Raw genomic sequence first — 13230 nt, forward strand, 5'->3', positions numbered from 1 at the left:
GTCGGACGCCGGCCGTTCGTTGTCTCAATTACTACCAGGTCAGGCTGCCTGCAGCCCCTCCGCGCGAGCCAGCTCACGCAGCCGGCCGAGGGCCTGGATCTCCAGCTGGCGGATCCGCTCCCGGGAGAGCGAGAACCGCGACGCGACCTCGGTCAGCGAGTGCTCGCGACCGTCCTCCAGGCCGTACCGGGCCCGCATGATGCCGGCGGACCGGTCGTCGAGGTGGTTGAGCAGACCCTCGATCCGCTGCCGCTCCAGGCCGGTGAGCACGATCTCCTCGGGCGACGGCGCGTCGCTGTCGGCGACCAGGTCACCGAGGTTGGTGTCGCCGTCGTCGCCCACCGGGGTGTCCAGCGAGACGGTGTCCTGCGACCAGCGGACCAGCTCGTTGACCCGCTCGACGGTCACGCCGAGGGCAGTCGCGATCTGCTCCGGCTCCGGGTCGCTGCCCAGCTCACGGGTGAGCTGCCGGGCCACGTTGCGCATCCGGTTGACGTCCTCCACCAGGTGCACGGGCAGCCGTACGGTCCGCTCCTGCTGGGCGATCGCCCGGCTGATGGCCTGGCGGATCCACCAGGTCGCGTAGGTGGAGAACTTGAAACCCCGCTCGTAGTCGAACTTCTCGACCGCCCGGACGAGGCCGGTGTTGCCCTCCTGGATCAGGTCCAGCATGGGCATCCCGGAGCGCACGTAGCGCCGGGCGATGGACACGACCAGTCGCAGGTTCGCGCGGATGAACAGGTCCTTCGCGCGCTCACCCTCGACGACCAGCCGCTCCAGGTCCTCCCGGTCGACGCCCTCGGGGATCCGGTCTTCGTCGAGCAGGTGCTCGGCGTAGAGGCCCGCCTCGATCGCCTTGGAGAGGTCGACCTCCCGGGCGGCGTCGAGCAGCGGCGTCCGGGAGATCTCGTGCAGGTAGACGCCGACCAGGTCCCGCTCCTCGGCGACCTCGTCGGTACGCATGCCGATGTTCTTGTCCACGATTGCCACGGTCCCCTCGCTCGCGCCGGTTGCCCGGTTCCTTGCCATCCCCACGTTCATCAGCCCTCCCCGTAACCTCCGCTGTGCCCGTAGGTGCTGACACCTACACAACAGATGTGACGCTTCGGGGATTCCATGTCGTGAGTCGAAACTGTCACGAATGCCTGAGTACTAGCTGAGAGCCCGGTCCATGTTTCCTGTTACCGGCCCGGTTCGGACGGCTTCCGGACACGGCTTTTGGGGCCCGCCGGAGCTGCTGAATCGCTATTCGCCCATGGAATGGCACCATTGCCTGTTCCATGAACACAGCGAGCCGCGTCACCGGGTCGTTGCGATCCTGGTCACTGCGAGATACGCGCTCGTGGACCGGTCGGTTCAGCCACGCTCAGGATTACCCTCCGCCTCGTTGAACAATCCGTACGGGCGGGAACGTCCCCCTCCCGCACGTGATACGTGTCGCACCCGCCGGACGGATGCGCCGGGCGGGTGGATCGCCGGGAGAAGGGGTGAGCGGGGGCGGTCAGGAGGCGAGCAGGGCGAGCGCGCCGCGCACCTGGTGGGCGGAGCGGGCCAGCGCGGCCCGGGCGGCCGGCACCTCCGCGCCGGAGACCAGCGCGACGAGCGCGGTCTTGAGGTCGCCGTCGGCCTCCCGCAGCGCGACCCGGCAGACCTCCTCGGCGCAACCGGTGGCCTCCACGAGGATCGAGATCATGCGACCGCGCAGTTTGGCGTTGGTGGCCACCATGTCGATCATCAGGTTCGAGTAGACACGGCCCAGACGCACCATGACGGCCGTGGAGAACGTGTTGAGCACCAGCTTCTGCGCGGTGCCGGCCTTCATCCGGGTCGACCCGGTGACCACCTCCGGCCCGGTGTCCACGCCGATGAAGACGTCCACCGACGCGGCGGCCGGGGCCTCCGGATTCGCGCAGAGCAGCACCGTAGCGGCCCCCCGCTCCCGGGACGCGGCGAGCGCCCCGAGGACGTACGGGGTGCGTCCGCTGGCCGCCAGGCCGACCACCAGGTCGCCCGGGCGCACGCACTCGGCGGCCTCGGCGGCGCCGCCGCGCTCGTCGTCCTCGGCGTCCTCGACCGCCCGCCACATGGCGTCCGGGCCACCGGCGAGGTGCGAGCAGAACCAGTGCCGGGGCGAGTTGAACGTGGGGGCCAGCTCGGCCGCGTCCAGCACGCCCAGGCGGCCGGAGGTGCCGGCGCCGAAGTAGTGCACGCGGTGTCCGTCGCGCAGCGCGGCCACCGCGAGGTCGACGGTCTCGGCGATCTCGTCCAGCACCGCGGCGACGGCGGCCGGCACCCGCCGGTCCGCCTCGTTGATCACGGTGAGCACGTCCCGGGTGGACATCAGGTCGAGGTCGAAGCTGTGCGGGTTGCGCCGCTCGGTCGGCGCGCCGACGCGCACCACCGGCCGGATCGCCGCCACGCCGTCGCGCTCCGCCCGGCCCGCCGTCATCCCCGCCTCCGCCCGGGACCGACCCGGTGCGACTGGACCGCCTCGGCCGTGGCTTCGAGCGCCTTCTTGGTCCGGGCCCGGCTGCGCGCGGCCACCCCGACGAAGAGGCAGTCGACGACGGTGAGCTGGGCCAGCCGGCTGGCCGTCGCGCCGGAGCGGTAGGTCGTCTCCCGGGCGGCTGTGGTGAGCACGTGGTCGGCGACCTCGGTGATCGGCGAGCGCGGGAAGTTGGTGAGCGCCACGGTGGTGGCTCCCCGGGCCCGCGCCTGCTCCAGCACCTCGATGACGTCGGACGTGGTGCCGGTGTGCGAGATGCCGACCGCGACGTCGCCGCGCCCGAGCAGGGCGGCGGAGGTGAGCGCGGTGTGCACGTCCGGGAAGTAGAACGCGATGCGGCCGATGCGGTGCAGCTTCTGCTGGAAGTCGGAGGCGACGAAGCCGCTGGCGCCCGCGCCGTAGACGTCGATCCGGCCGGCCGCGCCGATCGCCTCGACCACCTGCTCGCAGACGGCCGGGTCGAGCTGCTCGGCGGTCTCCTCGACGGCTCGGGCGTCGTTGAAGGCGATGGTGGCGATGATCTGGGCCAGGTCCGCGCCCGGCGGGATGTCGCCACCGACCACCCGCGCGTCCGGCGGCTCGACCCGGCGGGCGGCCTCGGCGGCGAGGCGGATACGCAACTGGGGGTAGCCGTCCATGCCGACCGAGCGGCAGAAGCGGATCACTGTCGCCTCGGACGTCTCGGCGGCGGTGGCGAGGTCGGTGATCGTGCGCCGGGCCGCGTCCGCCGGATCGGCGACGACCAGCCGGGCCACCCGCTGTTCGGCCGGGGACAGCGAGGGCAGCAGGCCGCTGATGTGGACGATCAGTCCACCGGGCTCGTGACTCGCAGAAATCTTCGGACTCTTCGCCACGGATGAAACTTACTTTCAGAGCGCGTGAGCGTCAACCATGACACCGCGTATCGGGAAATTTACCGTCTTCCGTGCCCGCCCCCGGGCCAAGGATCCCATTGTCGCAGCCCCACCGCCTCAACCGGTCCGGTCGAGTCACTCCTGCCGCCCGACGTGCCGGTCCGCCGTCGCGCGGCAGGGCCTGCCTGGTCGGCCTCGGCCGGACGGTCCGGACGGCCCGTGCGGGTCACCGGTCGGTCGGCACGACGGTTGACTAGCGTGTGTGTCCATGACGGAACGCACGGTGCTGGTCACCGGAGGCACGGGTGGGCTGGGCGGCGCGGTCACCGCCGCCTTCCTCGACGCAGGCTGGCGGGTGGTCGTACCTCAGCGGGAGGCCGGGACGGACGACGGCCCGGTCCGGGTCGTGGCCGACCTGCTGACCCCCGAGGGGGCCGCGCGGGCGGTCGAGGTCGCGACCGCCGAGCCGGCCGCGCCACTGCGCGCGGTGGTCAACCTGGTCGGCGGGTACGCCGCGGGCGGCCTGGTGCACGAGACCCCGGTCGAGGAGTTCGAGCGGATGCTGCGGCTCAACCTGCGCCCGACCTACCTGGTGACCCGGGCGGCACTGCCGCACCTCGTGGCAACCGGTGACGGCGCCGTGGTCTGCGTCTCCGCGCGGGCGGCGGTGTCGCCGTTCCCGGGCGCCTCGGGCTACGTCACCGCCAAGGCCGCGGTGCGGGCGTTCGCCGACGCGGTCGCGGTCGAGTACCGCCAGCGCGGGGTGCGGTGCAACACGGTGCTGCCGAGCGTCATCGACACCCCGGCCAACCGGGCCGCCCAGCCCGACGCCGACCACCGGCGCTGGGTGCCTCCGGCGCAGATCGCCGGCGTGATCCGGTTCCTGGCCTCCCCCGAGTCGGCGCCCACGAGCGGCGCCGGCATCCCGGTCTACGGCCGGGCCTGAACCGGCACCGGGCCGTCGCGGCCCGCCCCGCCGGCCGGACGTGGAGGGCCGCCCGGAGCCGGGCCGGGACCGGCGGACGGATCGTCGGGCAGCCACTCGCTCAGGTGCGCCCGGATCCGGCGGGCCACCTCCTCCGGTGGGCCGTTGCCGTCCACCACCACGAAGCCGCCGTACTCCGGCAGCCTCCGGTAGGCGGTGTCCGCGTCGGTCAGCCAGGCCATGCTCTCGTGGTCGGTGCCGCGCCGCTCGATCCGGCGGTACGCCTCGGCCGGGTCGACGGTGAGCAGGAACGTGACAGCGGGCGCCGGGAAGACCCGGTAGCCGGCCCGGACCAGCCGCTCCCACCGCTGCCCGCCGTGCGCCCGGATGCTCGCGTACTGGCAGTACGACCAGCGGTCCATCACCGCGGTACGGCCAGTGACCAGGCAGCTCAGCAGCGCGAGCGCGATGGCCAGCCAGCGCAGCGCCGACTCGACCACGAGCAGGCCGTCACGCCCGACGAGCCGCTGCGCGTCCGGACGGCCGATCCGTTGGGCGACGCGGCCGAGCCAGCGGCGGCCACCGGCGTTGCGGTGGTACGTCGCGGGGTGGCCGGCGGCGGTGAGGGCCTGGGCGAGCCGGTGCGCCTGGGTGGTCTTGCCTGAGCCGTCGATGCCGATCAGGGCGACGGCACGCAGTCGGGCCCTGCCCCGCCGCGTCCGCAGTGAACTGGCCACCCTCCCGAGGTTATCCGACCGACGCCCACACCGGCCTGTATGTCGCTTTCCTGCCCTGGCGGGCCGATCGCGCCGCAACAGGTGTGACCGGAGCGTCCGCCGGGTACGCAACGTGATCCCACCGCCCATGACGACGAGGGAGCCGCAGATGGCCGAGCGCGGGGACGAGACCCTGGTGCACACGCTGAAGAAGGTCGCCGCCGTGCTCAAACAGTCCGAGATCCCGTTCGCGCTGGGTGGCAGCTTCGCGGTGTACGCGCACGGCGGCCACTCCAGCGACCACGACGTGGACTTCCTGCTCCGCGAGGCGGACGTCGACCGGGCCCTGGAGGCGCTCGTCGAGGCCGGCTTCACCGCCGAGCGCCCGCCGGAGGACTGGCTGGTCAAGGTCTACGACGAGGACCGGATGGTGGACCTGATCCACCGGCCGGTGGAGACGCCGGTGACCGAGGAGACGTTCGCCGACACGATCGTGCGCCCGGTCGACGCCATCCACATGCCGGTGCTCTCGGCCAGCCAGCTCATGGTGCACAAGCTGCTGAGCTTCTCGCAGCACTACTGCGACTTCGCCCGCGCCCTGCCGCTGGCCCGCTCGCTGCGGGAACAGATCGACTGGGAACGGGTACGGAAGGAGACGCAGCACTCGCCGTACGCGGAGGCGTTCCTGGTGCTGCTCGACCGGCTGGACGTGCTGCCCGGCGGCGCGCCCGGCGGAAGGGAGACCCTGTGACCGGACTGTCCGGCGACGTTCCCCCCGACGAGTACGTCGAGGCGGAGATCCAGAGCATGCTGGCCGAGGACCCGACGGTGGCCGAGCAGGGCATCACCGTGGTGCGGCGGGAGAACGGGCTGGTGCTCTACGGCGAGGTGGAGAGCCCGCACCGGCGGGAGGAGATCCTGCGCCGGGTGGCCGAGCGCTTCCCGGACACCCACGTGACGAGCGACATCGGGGTGATCCGCACGCAGGCGCCCACCCAGGTCGAGGAGCTGCCGTGAGGGAGGTTCGATGGTGATCCGGATCGCCGCCGTCGGCGACGTGCATCTGGACGAGGACGTGGTGGGCCGGTTCCGTCCGGCGCTGGAGGAGCTGCCCGGCTCCGCCGACGCGCTGCTGCTCGCCGGTGACCTGACCCGGCACGGCACCGAGGCCGAGGCGCGCTGCGTGGCCCGGGAGTTCGGCGATCTCGGCGTACCGGTGATCACCGTGCTCGGCAACCACGACCACCAGTGCGACCAGGTGCCGCAGGTGGTGAAGGTGCTGGAGGACGCCGGGATCACGGTGCTGGAGGGCACCGGCGTCGTGGTGGACACGCCGGGCGGGCGGCTCGGGGTGGCCGGCGTCAAGGGGTTCGGCGGCGGGTTCGCCGGGCGCTGCGCCAGCGACTTCGGCGAGCCGGAGATGAAGGCGTTCGTACGGACCACCCGGGAGAGCGCCGACGCACTCGCCGACGCGCTGCTCTCGCTGGACTGCGACGCGCTCGTCGCGCTCACCCACTACTCCCCCGTGCCGGACACGCTCGCCGGCGAGCCGCTGGAGATCTACCCGTTCCTCGGCTGCTACCAGCTCGGGCAGGCGATCGACGCCGCGCCCACCGCGCTGGCGCTGCACGGGCACGCCCACCACGGCACCGAGCGCGGCACCACGCCGGGCGGGGTGCGGGTCCGCAACGTGGCGCACCCGGTGATCAAGCAGGCGTACAGCGTCTTCCACCTGGGCGGTGACCAGCTCGACTGACCGGGAGGTTTCCGGGATCGGGCGCACGGGTATTCAGCCGACATGGAGCTGATTCTCTGGATTCTCGCAGTCGTACTGGTGGTCGCCGGAATTCTCGCCCTGTTCCGCCGGCAGATCCTCTGGGGCATCGTCCTCATCGTCGTCGGCCTCCTGGTCGGCCCGGGTGGCGTCAGCATCTTCAACACGTAACAGCGGTTCTCGTACCCGCCGGGGTCGCCGGGCCCGGGTGTTCCGTCCTGCCGGACCGGAACACCCGGGCCGGGTGACTCCGGCTTTTCCGCGTCCGGGCCGGCGTTTGCCGGGCCGGTCGAGCGGAAACATCTCGACCATGGAGACGTCGCAGAGTGTCACCCGGCGCACCACCGGCGCCCGGAAGTGGTGGGCGCTGCTCGGCTTCGGCGCCGCCACCTTCGCCGCGGCCGCGATCGGCGGGCTGGGTGTGCAGGGCACCTCCGCCGAGTACCAGAGCCTGGAGCAACCCGCGTGGGCGCCGCCGTCGTGGCTGTTCGGCCCGGTCTGGACGGTCCTCTACGCGCTGATCGCGATCGCCGGCTGGCTGGTCTGGCGCCGGGCCGGGTTCGGCCCCGCCCTCTGGGCCTGGGTGGTGCAGCTCGTGCTGAACGCGATCTGGACCCCGCTGTTCTTCGGCGCCGGGGCGTACGGGCTGGCGTTCGCCGAGATCGTGCTGATGTGGCTGGCGATCGGCGTGACCGTGGTCCTGTTCCGGCGCGTCTCCCGGCCGGCCACGCTGCTGATGCTGCCGTACTGGGCGTGGGTGACGTTCGCGTCCGCGCTGAACTTCGCGGTGTGGCGGCTGAACTCCTGACCGGTACGGGCGCGAGGGCCGGTCGCCCCCGCGCCCGCCGGGCTCAGCAGCGGGGTACGCCGGGGATGTAGCCGTCGTAGCCGGTGTAGACGTAGGCGTCGGAGATGAACCGGCCGGAGCCGATCCGGTCCCAGATCGAGCTGGTGCCGTAGGTGCCGCTGACGCTGGTGCCACTGGTCTGGCACTGGATGGTCACCTTCGCCCCGTCGGCGACCGTGCCGACCGAGCTGTAGCCGGTGCCGGGGCCGGAGCGGACCGTCAGCGGGGAGCCGGCCGTGTTCACGGTGCCCTGGCCGGTGTTCGTCCCGCCGCAGCCGTTGTCGCTGGTGTAGGTCTTGGTGCCCCAGTAGAGCGCCTGGACGCCGTTGAACTTGATCTTCACCGAGCTGCCGTCGATGCGCTGCTCGTAGTGCAGGTGCGGGCCGGTGGAGCCGCCGGTCGTGCCGACGTACCCGATCACCCGGCCGTAGCCGACGGTCTGCCCGACGGAGACGTTGAAGGCGCTCAGGTGGGCGTAGTAGGTGGTGTGGCCGCCGCCGTGGTTGATCCGGACGTACTTGCCGTAGCTGGTGTCGCCGAGGTTGGTGACCACGTCGACGGTGCCGGGCGCGCTGGCGACGACCGGGTCGCCGGCGTCGTCGGTGCGGTTGAAGTCGATGGCGTTCGCCGGGCTGTGGTTGGTCCGGGTCTGACCGGACCAGGACTGGTTGCAGGGGAACGGGACCTTGAACGTCGGCGCGGCCATCGCCGGCGCGGCCGGCACGAGGGTCGCCGCCAGGACCGTCGCGCTCGCCCCGAGGGCGAGCCATCGCTTACGCATCCACTGCCTCCAATGTTGAAAGTCTTCAATGTGATGCGGACATCCTGACAGAAAGTTCCGTTCCCGGGAAGATTCGTGGGAGCGCACCCAAGCCCCTGGCCAGGGTTTCGGGATTGTTACCGGGCCGTGTCCGGCCAGGGGTGGACCCGACACGATGCAAGCGCTTACATGTGAGGACGACCATCGGACCGGCGCGGGTTCGATCCCCCCACGCGCCGGCAAGGAAGGAGATCGGCATGGCGTTTGCCAGATCGCGCCAGACGCTCGCGGTCGCCGGCGTCCTGGGGCTGGCGCTCGGTGTCGCCGCCTGCGGCACCGGCGATGACAAGAAGAGCGACAAGGCCGGATCGGCCGAATGCGCCGCATACGAGAAGTACGAAGGTCACGACGGCAAGAAGGTGACCATCTACTCCTCCATCCGGGAGATCGAGGCCGACCGCCTCAACGAGTCCTGGAAGCAGTTCGAGGACTGCACCGGCATCGAGATCGACCACGAGGGCAACGCCGAGTTCGAGGCGCAGCTCCCGGTCCGGGTCGACGGCGGCAACGCCCCCGACCTCGCCTTCATCCCGCAGCCGGGCCTGCTGAAGCGCTTCGTCGACTCGGGCAAGCTCAAGCCGGTCGGCGCCGACACCAAGGCGATGGCCGAGCAGAACTACTCCCCCGACTGGCTGAAGTACAGCACCGTCAACGGCCAGCTCTACGGCGCCCCGCTCGGCTCGAACGTGAAGTCCTTCGTGTGGTACTCGCCGAAGACCTTCAAGGAGAAGGGCTGGACCGTCCCCACCACGTGGGACGACCTGATCAAGCTCTCCGACCAGATCGCGGCCAGCGGCACCAAGCCGTGGTGCGCCGGCATCGAGTCCGGTGACGCCACCGGCTGGCCGGCCACCGACTGGATCGAGGACGTGCTGCTGCGTACCGGTGGCCCGGAGGTCTACGACAAGTGGACCACCCACCAGATCCCGTTCAACGACCCGCAGGTGGCTGACGCGCTCAACCGGGCCGGCACCATCCTGAAGAACGAGAAGTACATGAACGGCGGCTTCGGCGGCGTCAAGAGCATCTCCACCACCGCCTTCCAGGAGGGCGGCACGCCGATCACCACCGGCAAGTGCGCGATGCACCGCCAGGCGTCCTTCTACGCCAACCAGTGGCCCGAGGGCACCAAGGTGGCCGAGGACGGCGACGTCTTCGCGTTCTACTTCCCGGCCATCGACCCGGCCAAGGGCAAGCCGGTGCTGGGTGGCGGCGAGTTCGTCGGCGCGTTCGCCGACCGTCCCGAGGTCCAGGCGGTGCAGACCTACCTGGCCTCCGGCGAGTACGCCAACAGCCGCGCCAAGATCGGTGACTGGGTGTCCGCGAACAAGAAGCTGGACATCAACAACGTGCCGAACCCGGTGGACAAGCTCTCCGTGGGCATCCTCCAGGACGAGAAGACGGTCTTCCGCTTCGACGGCTCGGACCTGATGCCGGCCGCGGTCGGCGCCGGCACCTTCTGGAAGGGCATGGTGGCCTGGATCAACGGCAAGGACACCAACTCCGTCCTGAACGACATCGAGGGCAGCTGGAAGTGATCTAGCAGGTGGCCCGGTCCGGTTCCCCGGACCGGGCCACCTCTGCTAGCCGAACCCTTGAAGGAGGGTCGATGGAGTTCGACTTCGCGGCGGAGCAGCCGAAGTTCCTCATGCTGATGTACGGGCTGATCGCCTTCGTCGCGGTGGTGGGCGGGCTGCTCCTGCTCCTCGACGTGGTGCCGTCGTACTTCGCCCGGCGCCGGGAGGCGCAACTGGTCGCCGCCTCGGTGAGCGGCACGCCGCTGCCCCGCCGGCCCAAGCAGCGCGAGGGCGCGTTCGCGTTCTTCTTCCTGTTGCCGACGCTGCTGCTGCTCGCCGTCGGACTGGTGGTGCCGGCCATCCGCACCACGCTGCTCTCCTTCATGGACTCCAGCAGCAGCAACTGGGTGGGACTGGACAACTACCGCTGGATGTTCGCCGAGGACTCGATCGTCCGGGTCCTGGTCAACACGCTGATCTGGGTGCTGCTGGTGCCGCTGGTGGCCACCGCGTTCGGCCTGATCTACGCGGTCCTGGTGGACAAGGCACGGTTCGAGGCGGTCGCCAAGTCCCTGATCTTCCTGCCGATGGCGATCTCGTTCGTCGGCGCCTCCATCATCTGGCGCTTCGTCTACGCCTACCGGGGCGAGGGCGACCAGATCGGCCTGCTCAACCAGATCGTGGTGAGCCTCGGCGGAGAACCGAAGCAGTGGCTGCTGGACTCGCCGCTGAACACGTTCCTGCTCATCGTGATCATGGTGTGGATCCAGGCCGGTTTCGCGATGGTGGTGCTCTCCGCCGCGATCAAGGCCATCCCGGCCGACATCGTCGAGGCGGCCCGGCTCGACGGCACCACCGCGTGGCAGATGTTCTGGCGGATCACCATTCCGAGCATCCGGCCGGCGCTGATCGTCGTGGTGGTGACGATCTCCATCGCCACGCTCAAGGTCTTCGACATCGTCCGCACCGCCACCAACGGCAACTACGACACGAACGTGATCGCGACCGAGATGTACAACCAGGCGTTCCGCTACCAGGAGAACGGGCAGGGCTCGGCGCTGGCGGTGTTCCTGTTCGTCCTGGTGATCCCGATCGTGATCTACCAGATCCGCAACCTGCGCAAGCAGCGGGAGGGCTGAGATGACCACCACCACGCCCACCGTCGGAGTCGGCGCCCAGGCCACCGAACCGACCACCCGGGGCGCCCGGGTGCGCAAGCGTCTGAACAGCCGTACCGCCACGCTCGTGTCGGTCGTCATCGCGATGCTCTGGACGATCCCGACCTTCGGCCTGTTCATCTCCTCGCTCCGGCCGGAGAACGAGATCAAGACCACCGGATGGTGGACGTTCTTCAGCGACCCGCAGATCACGCTGGAGAACTACCAGGAGGTGCTGTTCAGCTCCGGCTCGTCCGGGCAGCTGGCCAGCTACTTCATCAACTCGCTGGCGATCACCATCCCCTCGGTGCTCTTCCCGCTCGCGTTCGCGTCGCTCGCGGCGTACGCGCTGGCGTGGATGAACTTCAAGGGGCGGGACTGGGTCTACATCGGCATCTTCGCACTGCAGATCGTGCCGCTGCAGATGGCCCTGGTGCCGCTACTGCGGTTCTTCTCCACCGGCGTCACGATCGCCGGCGTGCAGATCCTGCCCGCGTGGGACCTGGTCGACGAGCAGAAGTTCGCCCAGGTGTGGTTCGCGCACACCTGTTTCGCGCTTCCGTTCGCCGTGTTCCTGCTGCACAACTTCATCTCGCAGCTTCCCGGCGACCTGATGGAGGCGGCCCGGGTCGACGGGGCCACCCACCCGAAGATCTTCCGCACCATCGTGCTGCCGCTGATCATGCCCGCGCTGGCGGCGTTCGGCATCTTCCAGTTCCTCTGGGTCTGGAACGACCTGCTGGTCGCGCTGATCTTCGCCGGTGGCGGCGACGAGACCGCCCCGCTGACGGTCCGGCTCGCGGAACTGGCCGGCACCCGGGGCAACGAGTGGCAGCGGCTGACGGCCGGCGCATTCGTGTCGATCGTCGTACCGCTGATCGTGTTCCTGTCCCTCCAGCGCTTCTTCGTGCGAGGCCTGCTCGCCGGCAGCGTCAAGGGTTGATCCGCGCCCCGCCGCCGGCACGGCCGGCGGCGGGGCCCGGGTCACGGCGGGGAGCCCACACGATGACCAGAATTGACGACGTCGCCCGGCTGGCCGGGGTCTCCACGGCCACCGTCTCCCGGGCGCTGCGGGGCCTGCCGACGGTCTCGGCCGCGACCCGGCGCCGGGTGCTCGCCGCCGCCGAACAACTCCAGTACGCGGTGTCACCGAGCGCCAGCCGGCTGGCCGGCGGCCGGACCGGCACGGTCGCGGTGGTGGTGCCCCGGATCACCAGGTGGTTCTTCGGCACGGTGGTCGAGGCGGTCGAGGAGTTCCTCCAGGACAGCGGCTACGACCTGCTGCTCTACAACCTCGGCGGCCGGGAGCAGACCCGCCAGCGGGTGCTGCGCACGGCGAGCCTGCACAAGCGCGTGGACGCGATCATCCTGGTCGCCACCCCGCTGCGCGCGGCGGACGTGCACGCGCTGACGAACCTGGACCTGCCCGGCGTGACGATCAGCTCCGGCAGCGAGGTGCCCGGGTGGCCCTGCGTCCGGATCGACGACGTGGCCGCCGCCCGGACCGCCACCCGCCACCTGCTCGACCTCGGCCACACCCGGATCGCGCACATCTCCGGCGACCCGGACGACGAACTGGCCTTCACCACGCACCTGGACCGGCGGCGCGGCTACCAGGAGGCGTTGCGGGCCGCCGGACTGCGGCCCGACCCGAGCCTCGACGTCGAGTCGCGATTCACCATCGACGGGGGTACCCGGGCCACCGCCGAACTGCTGGCCCGGGGCGAACCGCCGACGGCCATCTTCGCCGCCTGCGACGAGATGGCGATGGGCGCGGTCACCGCGCTGCGCGACGCCGGGCTACGGGTGCCGCAGGACGTGAGCGTGATCGGCATCGACGACCACGACCTCGCCGGTGTGCTCGGGCTCTCCACGATCGCCCAGCCCGCCGCCGACCAGGGACTGCTCGCCGCCCGCATCCTGCTCGACCCGCTCGGCGTACGGGCCACCGAGCCGTACCCCGGCCTGGTGCCCGCGCCGCGCGGCGCCGGCACCGACGACGGGACGCCACCCCCGGTGATCCTGCCCACTCGCCTGGTGGTGCGCGAATCGACAGCGCCGCCGCGGGCACACTGAACCAACTTGCTCGTCCCCGCACCACCCAGACAGGAGTA

The 13230-nt window shown here is 70.9% G+C and carries 14 protein-coding genes and 1 pseudogene; 10 read left to right on the forward strand and 5 right to left on the reverse strand.

Annotated elements, in window-relative coordinates:
• Positions 1-39 precede the first annotated feature (39 nt).
• The 3 genes from A4R25_RS20575 to A4R25_RS20585 all read right to left on the reverse strand — a co-directional run bounded on the left by A4R25_RS20575 (position 40) and on the right by A4R25_RS20585 (position 3360).
• Positions 40-1029, reverse strand: coding sequence for an RNA polymerase sigma factor RpoD/SigA (locus A4R25_RS20575; protein WP_043330973.1), 990 nt, complete (start codon positions 1027-1029; stop codon positions 40-42).
• 472 nt (positions 1030-1501) lie between these two features.
• On the reverse strand, positions 1502-2449 hold the full coding sequence (locus A4R25_RS20580) for an N-acetylmuramic acid 6-phosphate etherase (protein ID WP_051611378.1): 948 nt from the start codon (positions 2447-2449) through the stop codon (positions 1502-1504).
• Entirely contained in the window at positions 2446-3360 is a 915-nt protein-coding gene (locus A4R25_RS20585) for a MurR/RpiR family transcriptional regulator (protein ID WP_051611377.1), read from the reverse strand. The genes A4R25_RS20580 and A4R25_RS20585 overlap by 4 nt, the downstream gene beginning before the upstream one ends.
• Before the next feature lie 268 nt (positions 3361-3628).
• Between A4R25_RS20585 and A4R25_RS20590 the strand changes: the two genes are divergently transcribed.
• The gene (locus tag A4R25_RS20590) at positions 3629-4306 is read left to right on the forward strand and encodes an SDR family NAD(P)-dependent oxidoreductase (protein ID WP_043328814.1); all 678 of its coding nucleotides are present in this window, start codon (positions 3629-3631) and stop codon (positions 4304-4306) included.
• On the opposite strand, the gene A4R25_RS20595 is transcribed toward A4R25_RS20590, so the two are convergent.
• The gene (locus A4R25_RS20595; RefSeq protein ID WP_043328813.1) at positions 4291-5022 is read right to left on the reverse strand and encodes a dTMP kinase; all 732 of its coding nucleotides are present in this window, start codon (positions 5020-5022) and stop codon (positions 4291-4293) included. The two genes, A4R25_RS20590 and A4R25_RS20595, sit on opposite strands and share 16 nt — an antisense overlap.
• A gap of 148 nt (positions 5023-5170) precedes the next feature.
• Here A4R25_RS20595 and A4R25_RS20600 point away from each other — a divergent pair, with 148 nt between their 5' ends.
• The 5 genes and pseudogenes from A4R25_RS20600 to A4R25_RS20615 all read left to right on the forward strand — a co-directional run bounded on the left by A4R25_RS20600 (position 5171) and on the right by A4R25_RS20615 (position 7583).
• Positions 5171-5752 (forward strand): nucleotidyltransferase, encoded by a 582-nt coding sequence (locus A4R25_RS20600; protein ID WP_043328811.1) that lies wholly within the window; start codon positions 5171-5173, stop codon positions 5750-5752.
• A gap of 56 nt (positions 5753-5808) precedes the next feature.
• Complete coding sequence (locus tag A4R25_RS20605) at positions 5809-6018, forward strand: hypothetical protein (protein ID WP_225319459.1); 210 nt, start codon at positions 5809-5811, stop codon at positions 6016-6018.
• A 10-nt stretch (positions 6019-6028) separates the two neighbouring features.
• Positions 6029-6809: pseudogene (locus tag A4R25_RS20610) on the forward strand (metallophosphoesterase).
• Positions 6800-6946: a GPGG-motif small membrane protein gene (locus A4R25_RS31530; RefSeq protein ID WP_013288160.1), complete on the forward strand. Its 147-nt coding sequence runs from the start codon at positions 6800-6802 to the stop codon at positions 6944-6946. Before A4R25_RS20610 ends, A4R25_RS31530 begins: the two are co-directional and overlap by 10 nt.
• A 139-nt stretch (positions 6947-7085) precedes the next feature.
• Entirely contained in the window at positions 7086-7583 is a 498-nt protein-coding gene (locus A4R25_RS20615) for a TspO/MBR family protein (RefSeq protein WP_043328806.1), read from the forward strand.
• Between the two features lie 43 nt (positions 7584-7626).
• On the opposite strand, the gene A4R25_RS20620 is transcribed toward A4R25_RS20615, so the two are convergent.
• Positions 7627-8403 (reverse strand): M23 family metallopeptidase, encoded by a 777-nt coding sequence (locus A4R25_RS20620; protein ID WP_043328805.1) that lies wholly within the window; start codon positions 8401-8403, stop codon positions 7627-7629.
• Between the two features lie 236 nt (positions 8404-8639).
• Here A4R25_RS20620 and A4R25_RS20625 point away from each other — a divergent pair, with 236 nt between their 5' ends.
• From A4R25_RS20625 to A4R25_RS20640, 4 genes are all read left to right on the forward strand, one after another.
• Positions 8640-9980 carry an ABC transporter substrate-binding protein gene (locus A4R25_RS20625; RefSeq protein ID WP_064447780.1) on the forward strand — a complete coding sequence of 447 codons (1341 nt, stop codon included), beginning with the start codon at positions 8640-8642 and terminating at the stop codon, positions 9978-9980.
• A gap of 71 nt (positions 9981-10051) precedes the next feature.
• The gene (locus A4R25_RS20630) at positions 10052-11098 is read left to right on the forward strand and encodes a carbohydrate ABC transporter permease (RefSeq protein ID WP_030502266.1); all 1047 of its coding nucleotides are present in this window, start codon (positions 10052-10054) and stop codon (positions 11096-11098) included.
• Position 11099: 1 nt separating this feature from the next.
• Positions 11100-12059: a carbohydrate ABC transporter permease gene (locus A4R25_RS20635; protein ID WP_064447781.1), complete on the forward strand. Its 960-nt coding sequence runs from the start codon at positions 11100-11102 to the stop codon at positions 12057-12059.
• Positions 12060-12121: 62 nt separating this feature from the next.
• Positions 12122-13192, forward strand: a complete 1071-nt coding sequence (locus A4R25_RS20640) for a LacI family DNA-binding transcriptional regulator (RefSeq protein ID WP_043328803.1) — start codon at positions 12122-12124, stop codon at positions 13190-13192.
• Positions 13193-13230: the final 38 nt, after the last annotated feature.

The sequence above is a fragment of the Micromonospora sp. NBRC 110037 genome (genome assembly GCF_001652995.1).
Lineage (GTDB): Bacteria > Actinomycetota > Actinomycetes > Mycobacteriales > Micromonosporaceae > Micromonospora > Micromonospora chalcea.

Excerpts from the sequence above, each read along its gene's own strand:
- A4R25_RS20575 (WP_043330973.1), bottom strand. The coding sequence starts at position 1,029 with ATGGCAAGGAACCGGGCAACCGGCGCGAGCGAGGGGACCGTGGCAATC.
- A4R25_RS20580 (WP_051611378.1), bottom strand. The coding sequence starts at position 2,449 with ATGACGGCGGGCCGGGCGGAGCGCGACGGCGTGGCGGCGATCCGGCCG.
- A4R25_RS20590 (WP_043328814.1), top strand. The coding sequence starts at position 3,629 with ATGACGGAACGCACGGTGCTGGTCACCGGAGGCACGGGTGGGCTGGGC.
- A4R25_RS20600 (WP_043328811.1), top strand. The coding sequence starts at position 5,171 with ATGGCCGAGCGCGGGGACGAGACCCTGGTGCACACGCTGAAGAAGGTC.
- A4R25_RS20605 (WP_225319459.1), top strand. The coding sequence starts at position 5,809 with ATGCTGGCCGAGGACCCGACGGTGGCCGAGCAGGGCATCACCGTGGTG.
- A4R25_RS31530 (WP_013288160.1), top strand. The coding sequence starts at position 6,800 with ATGGAGCTGATTCTCTGGATTCTCGCAGTCGTACTGGTGGTCGCCGGA.
- A4R25_RS20615 (WP_043328806.1), top strand. The coding sequence starts at position 7,086 with ATGGAGACGTCGCAGAGTGTCACCCGGCGCACCACCGGCGCCCGGAAG.
- A4R25_RS20620 (WP_043328805.1), bottom strand. The coding sequence starts at position 8,403 with ATGCGTAAGCGATGGCTCGCCCTCGGGGCGAGCGCGACGGTCCTGGCG.
- A4R25_RS20625 (WP_064447780.1), top strand. The coding sequence starts at position 8,640 with ATGGCGTTTGCCAGATCGCGCCAGACGCTCGCGGTCGCCGGCGTCCTG.
- A4R25_RS20630 (WP_030502266.1), top strand. The coding sequence starts at position 10,052 with ATGGAGTTCGACTTCGCGGCGGAGCAGCCGAAGTTCCTCATGCTGATG.
- A4R25_RS20635 (WP_064447781.1), top strand. The coding sequence starts at position 11,100 with ATGACCACCACCACGCCCACCGTCGGAGTCGGCGCCCAGGCCACCGAA.
- A4R25_RS20640 (WP_043328803.1), top strand. The coding sequence starts at position 12,122 with ATGACCAGAATTGACGACGTCGCCCGGCTGGCCGGGGTCTCCACGGCC.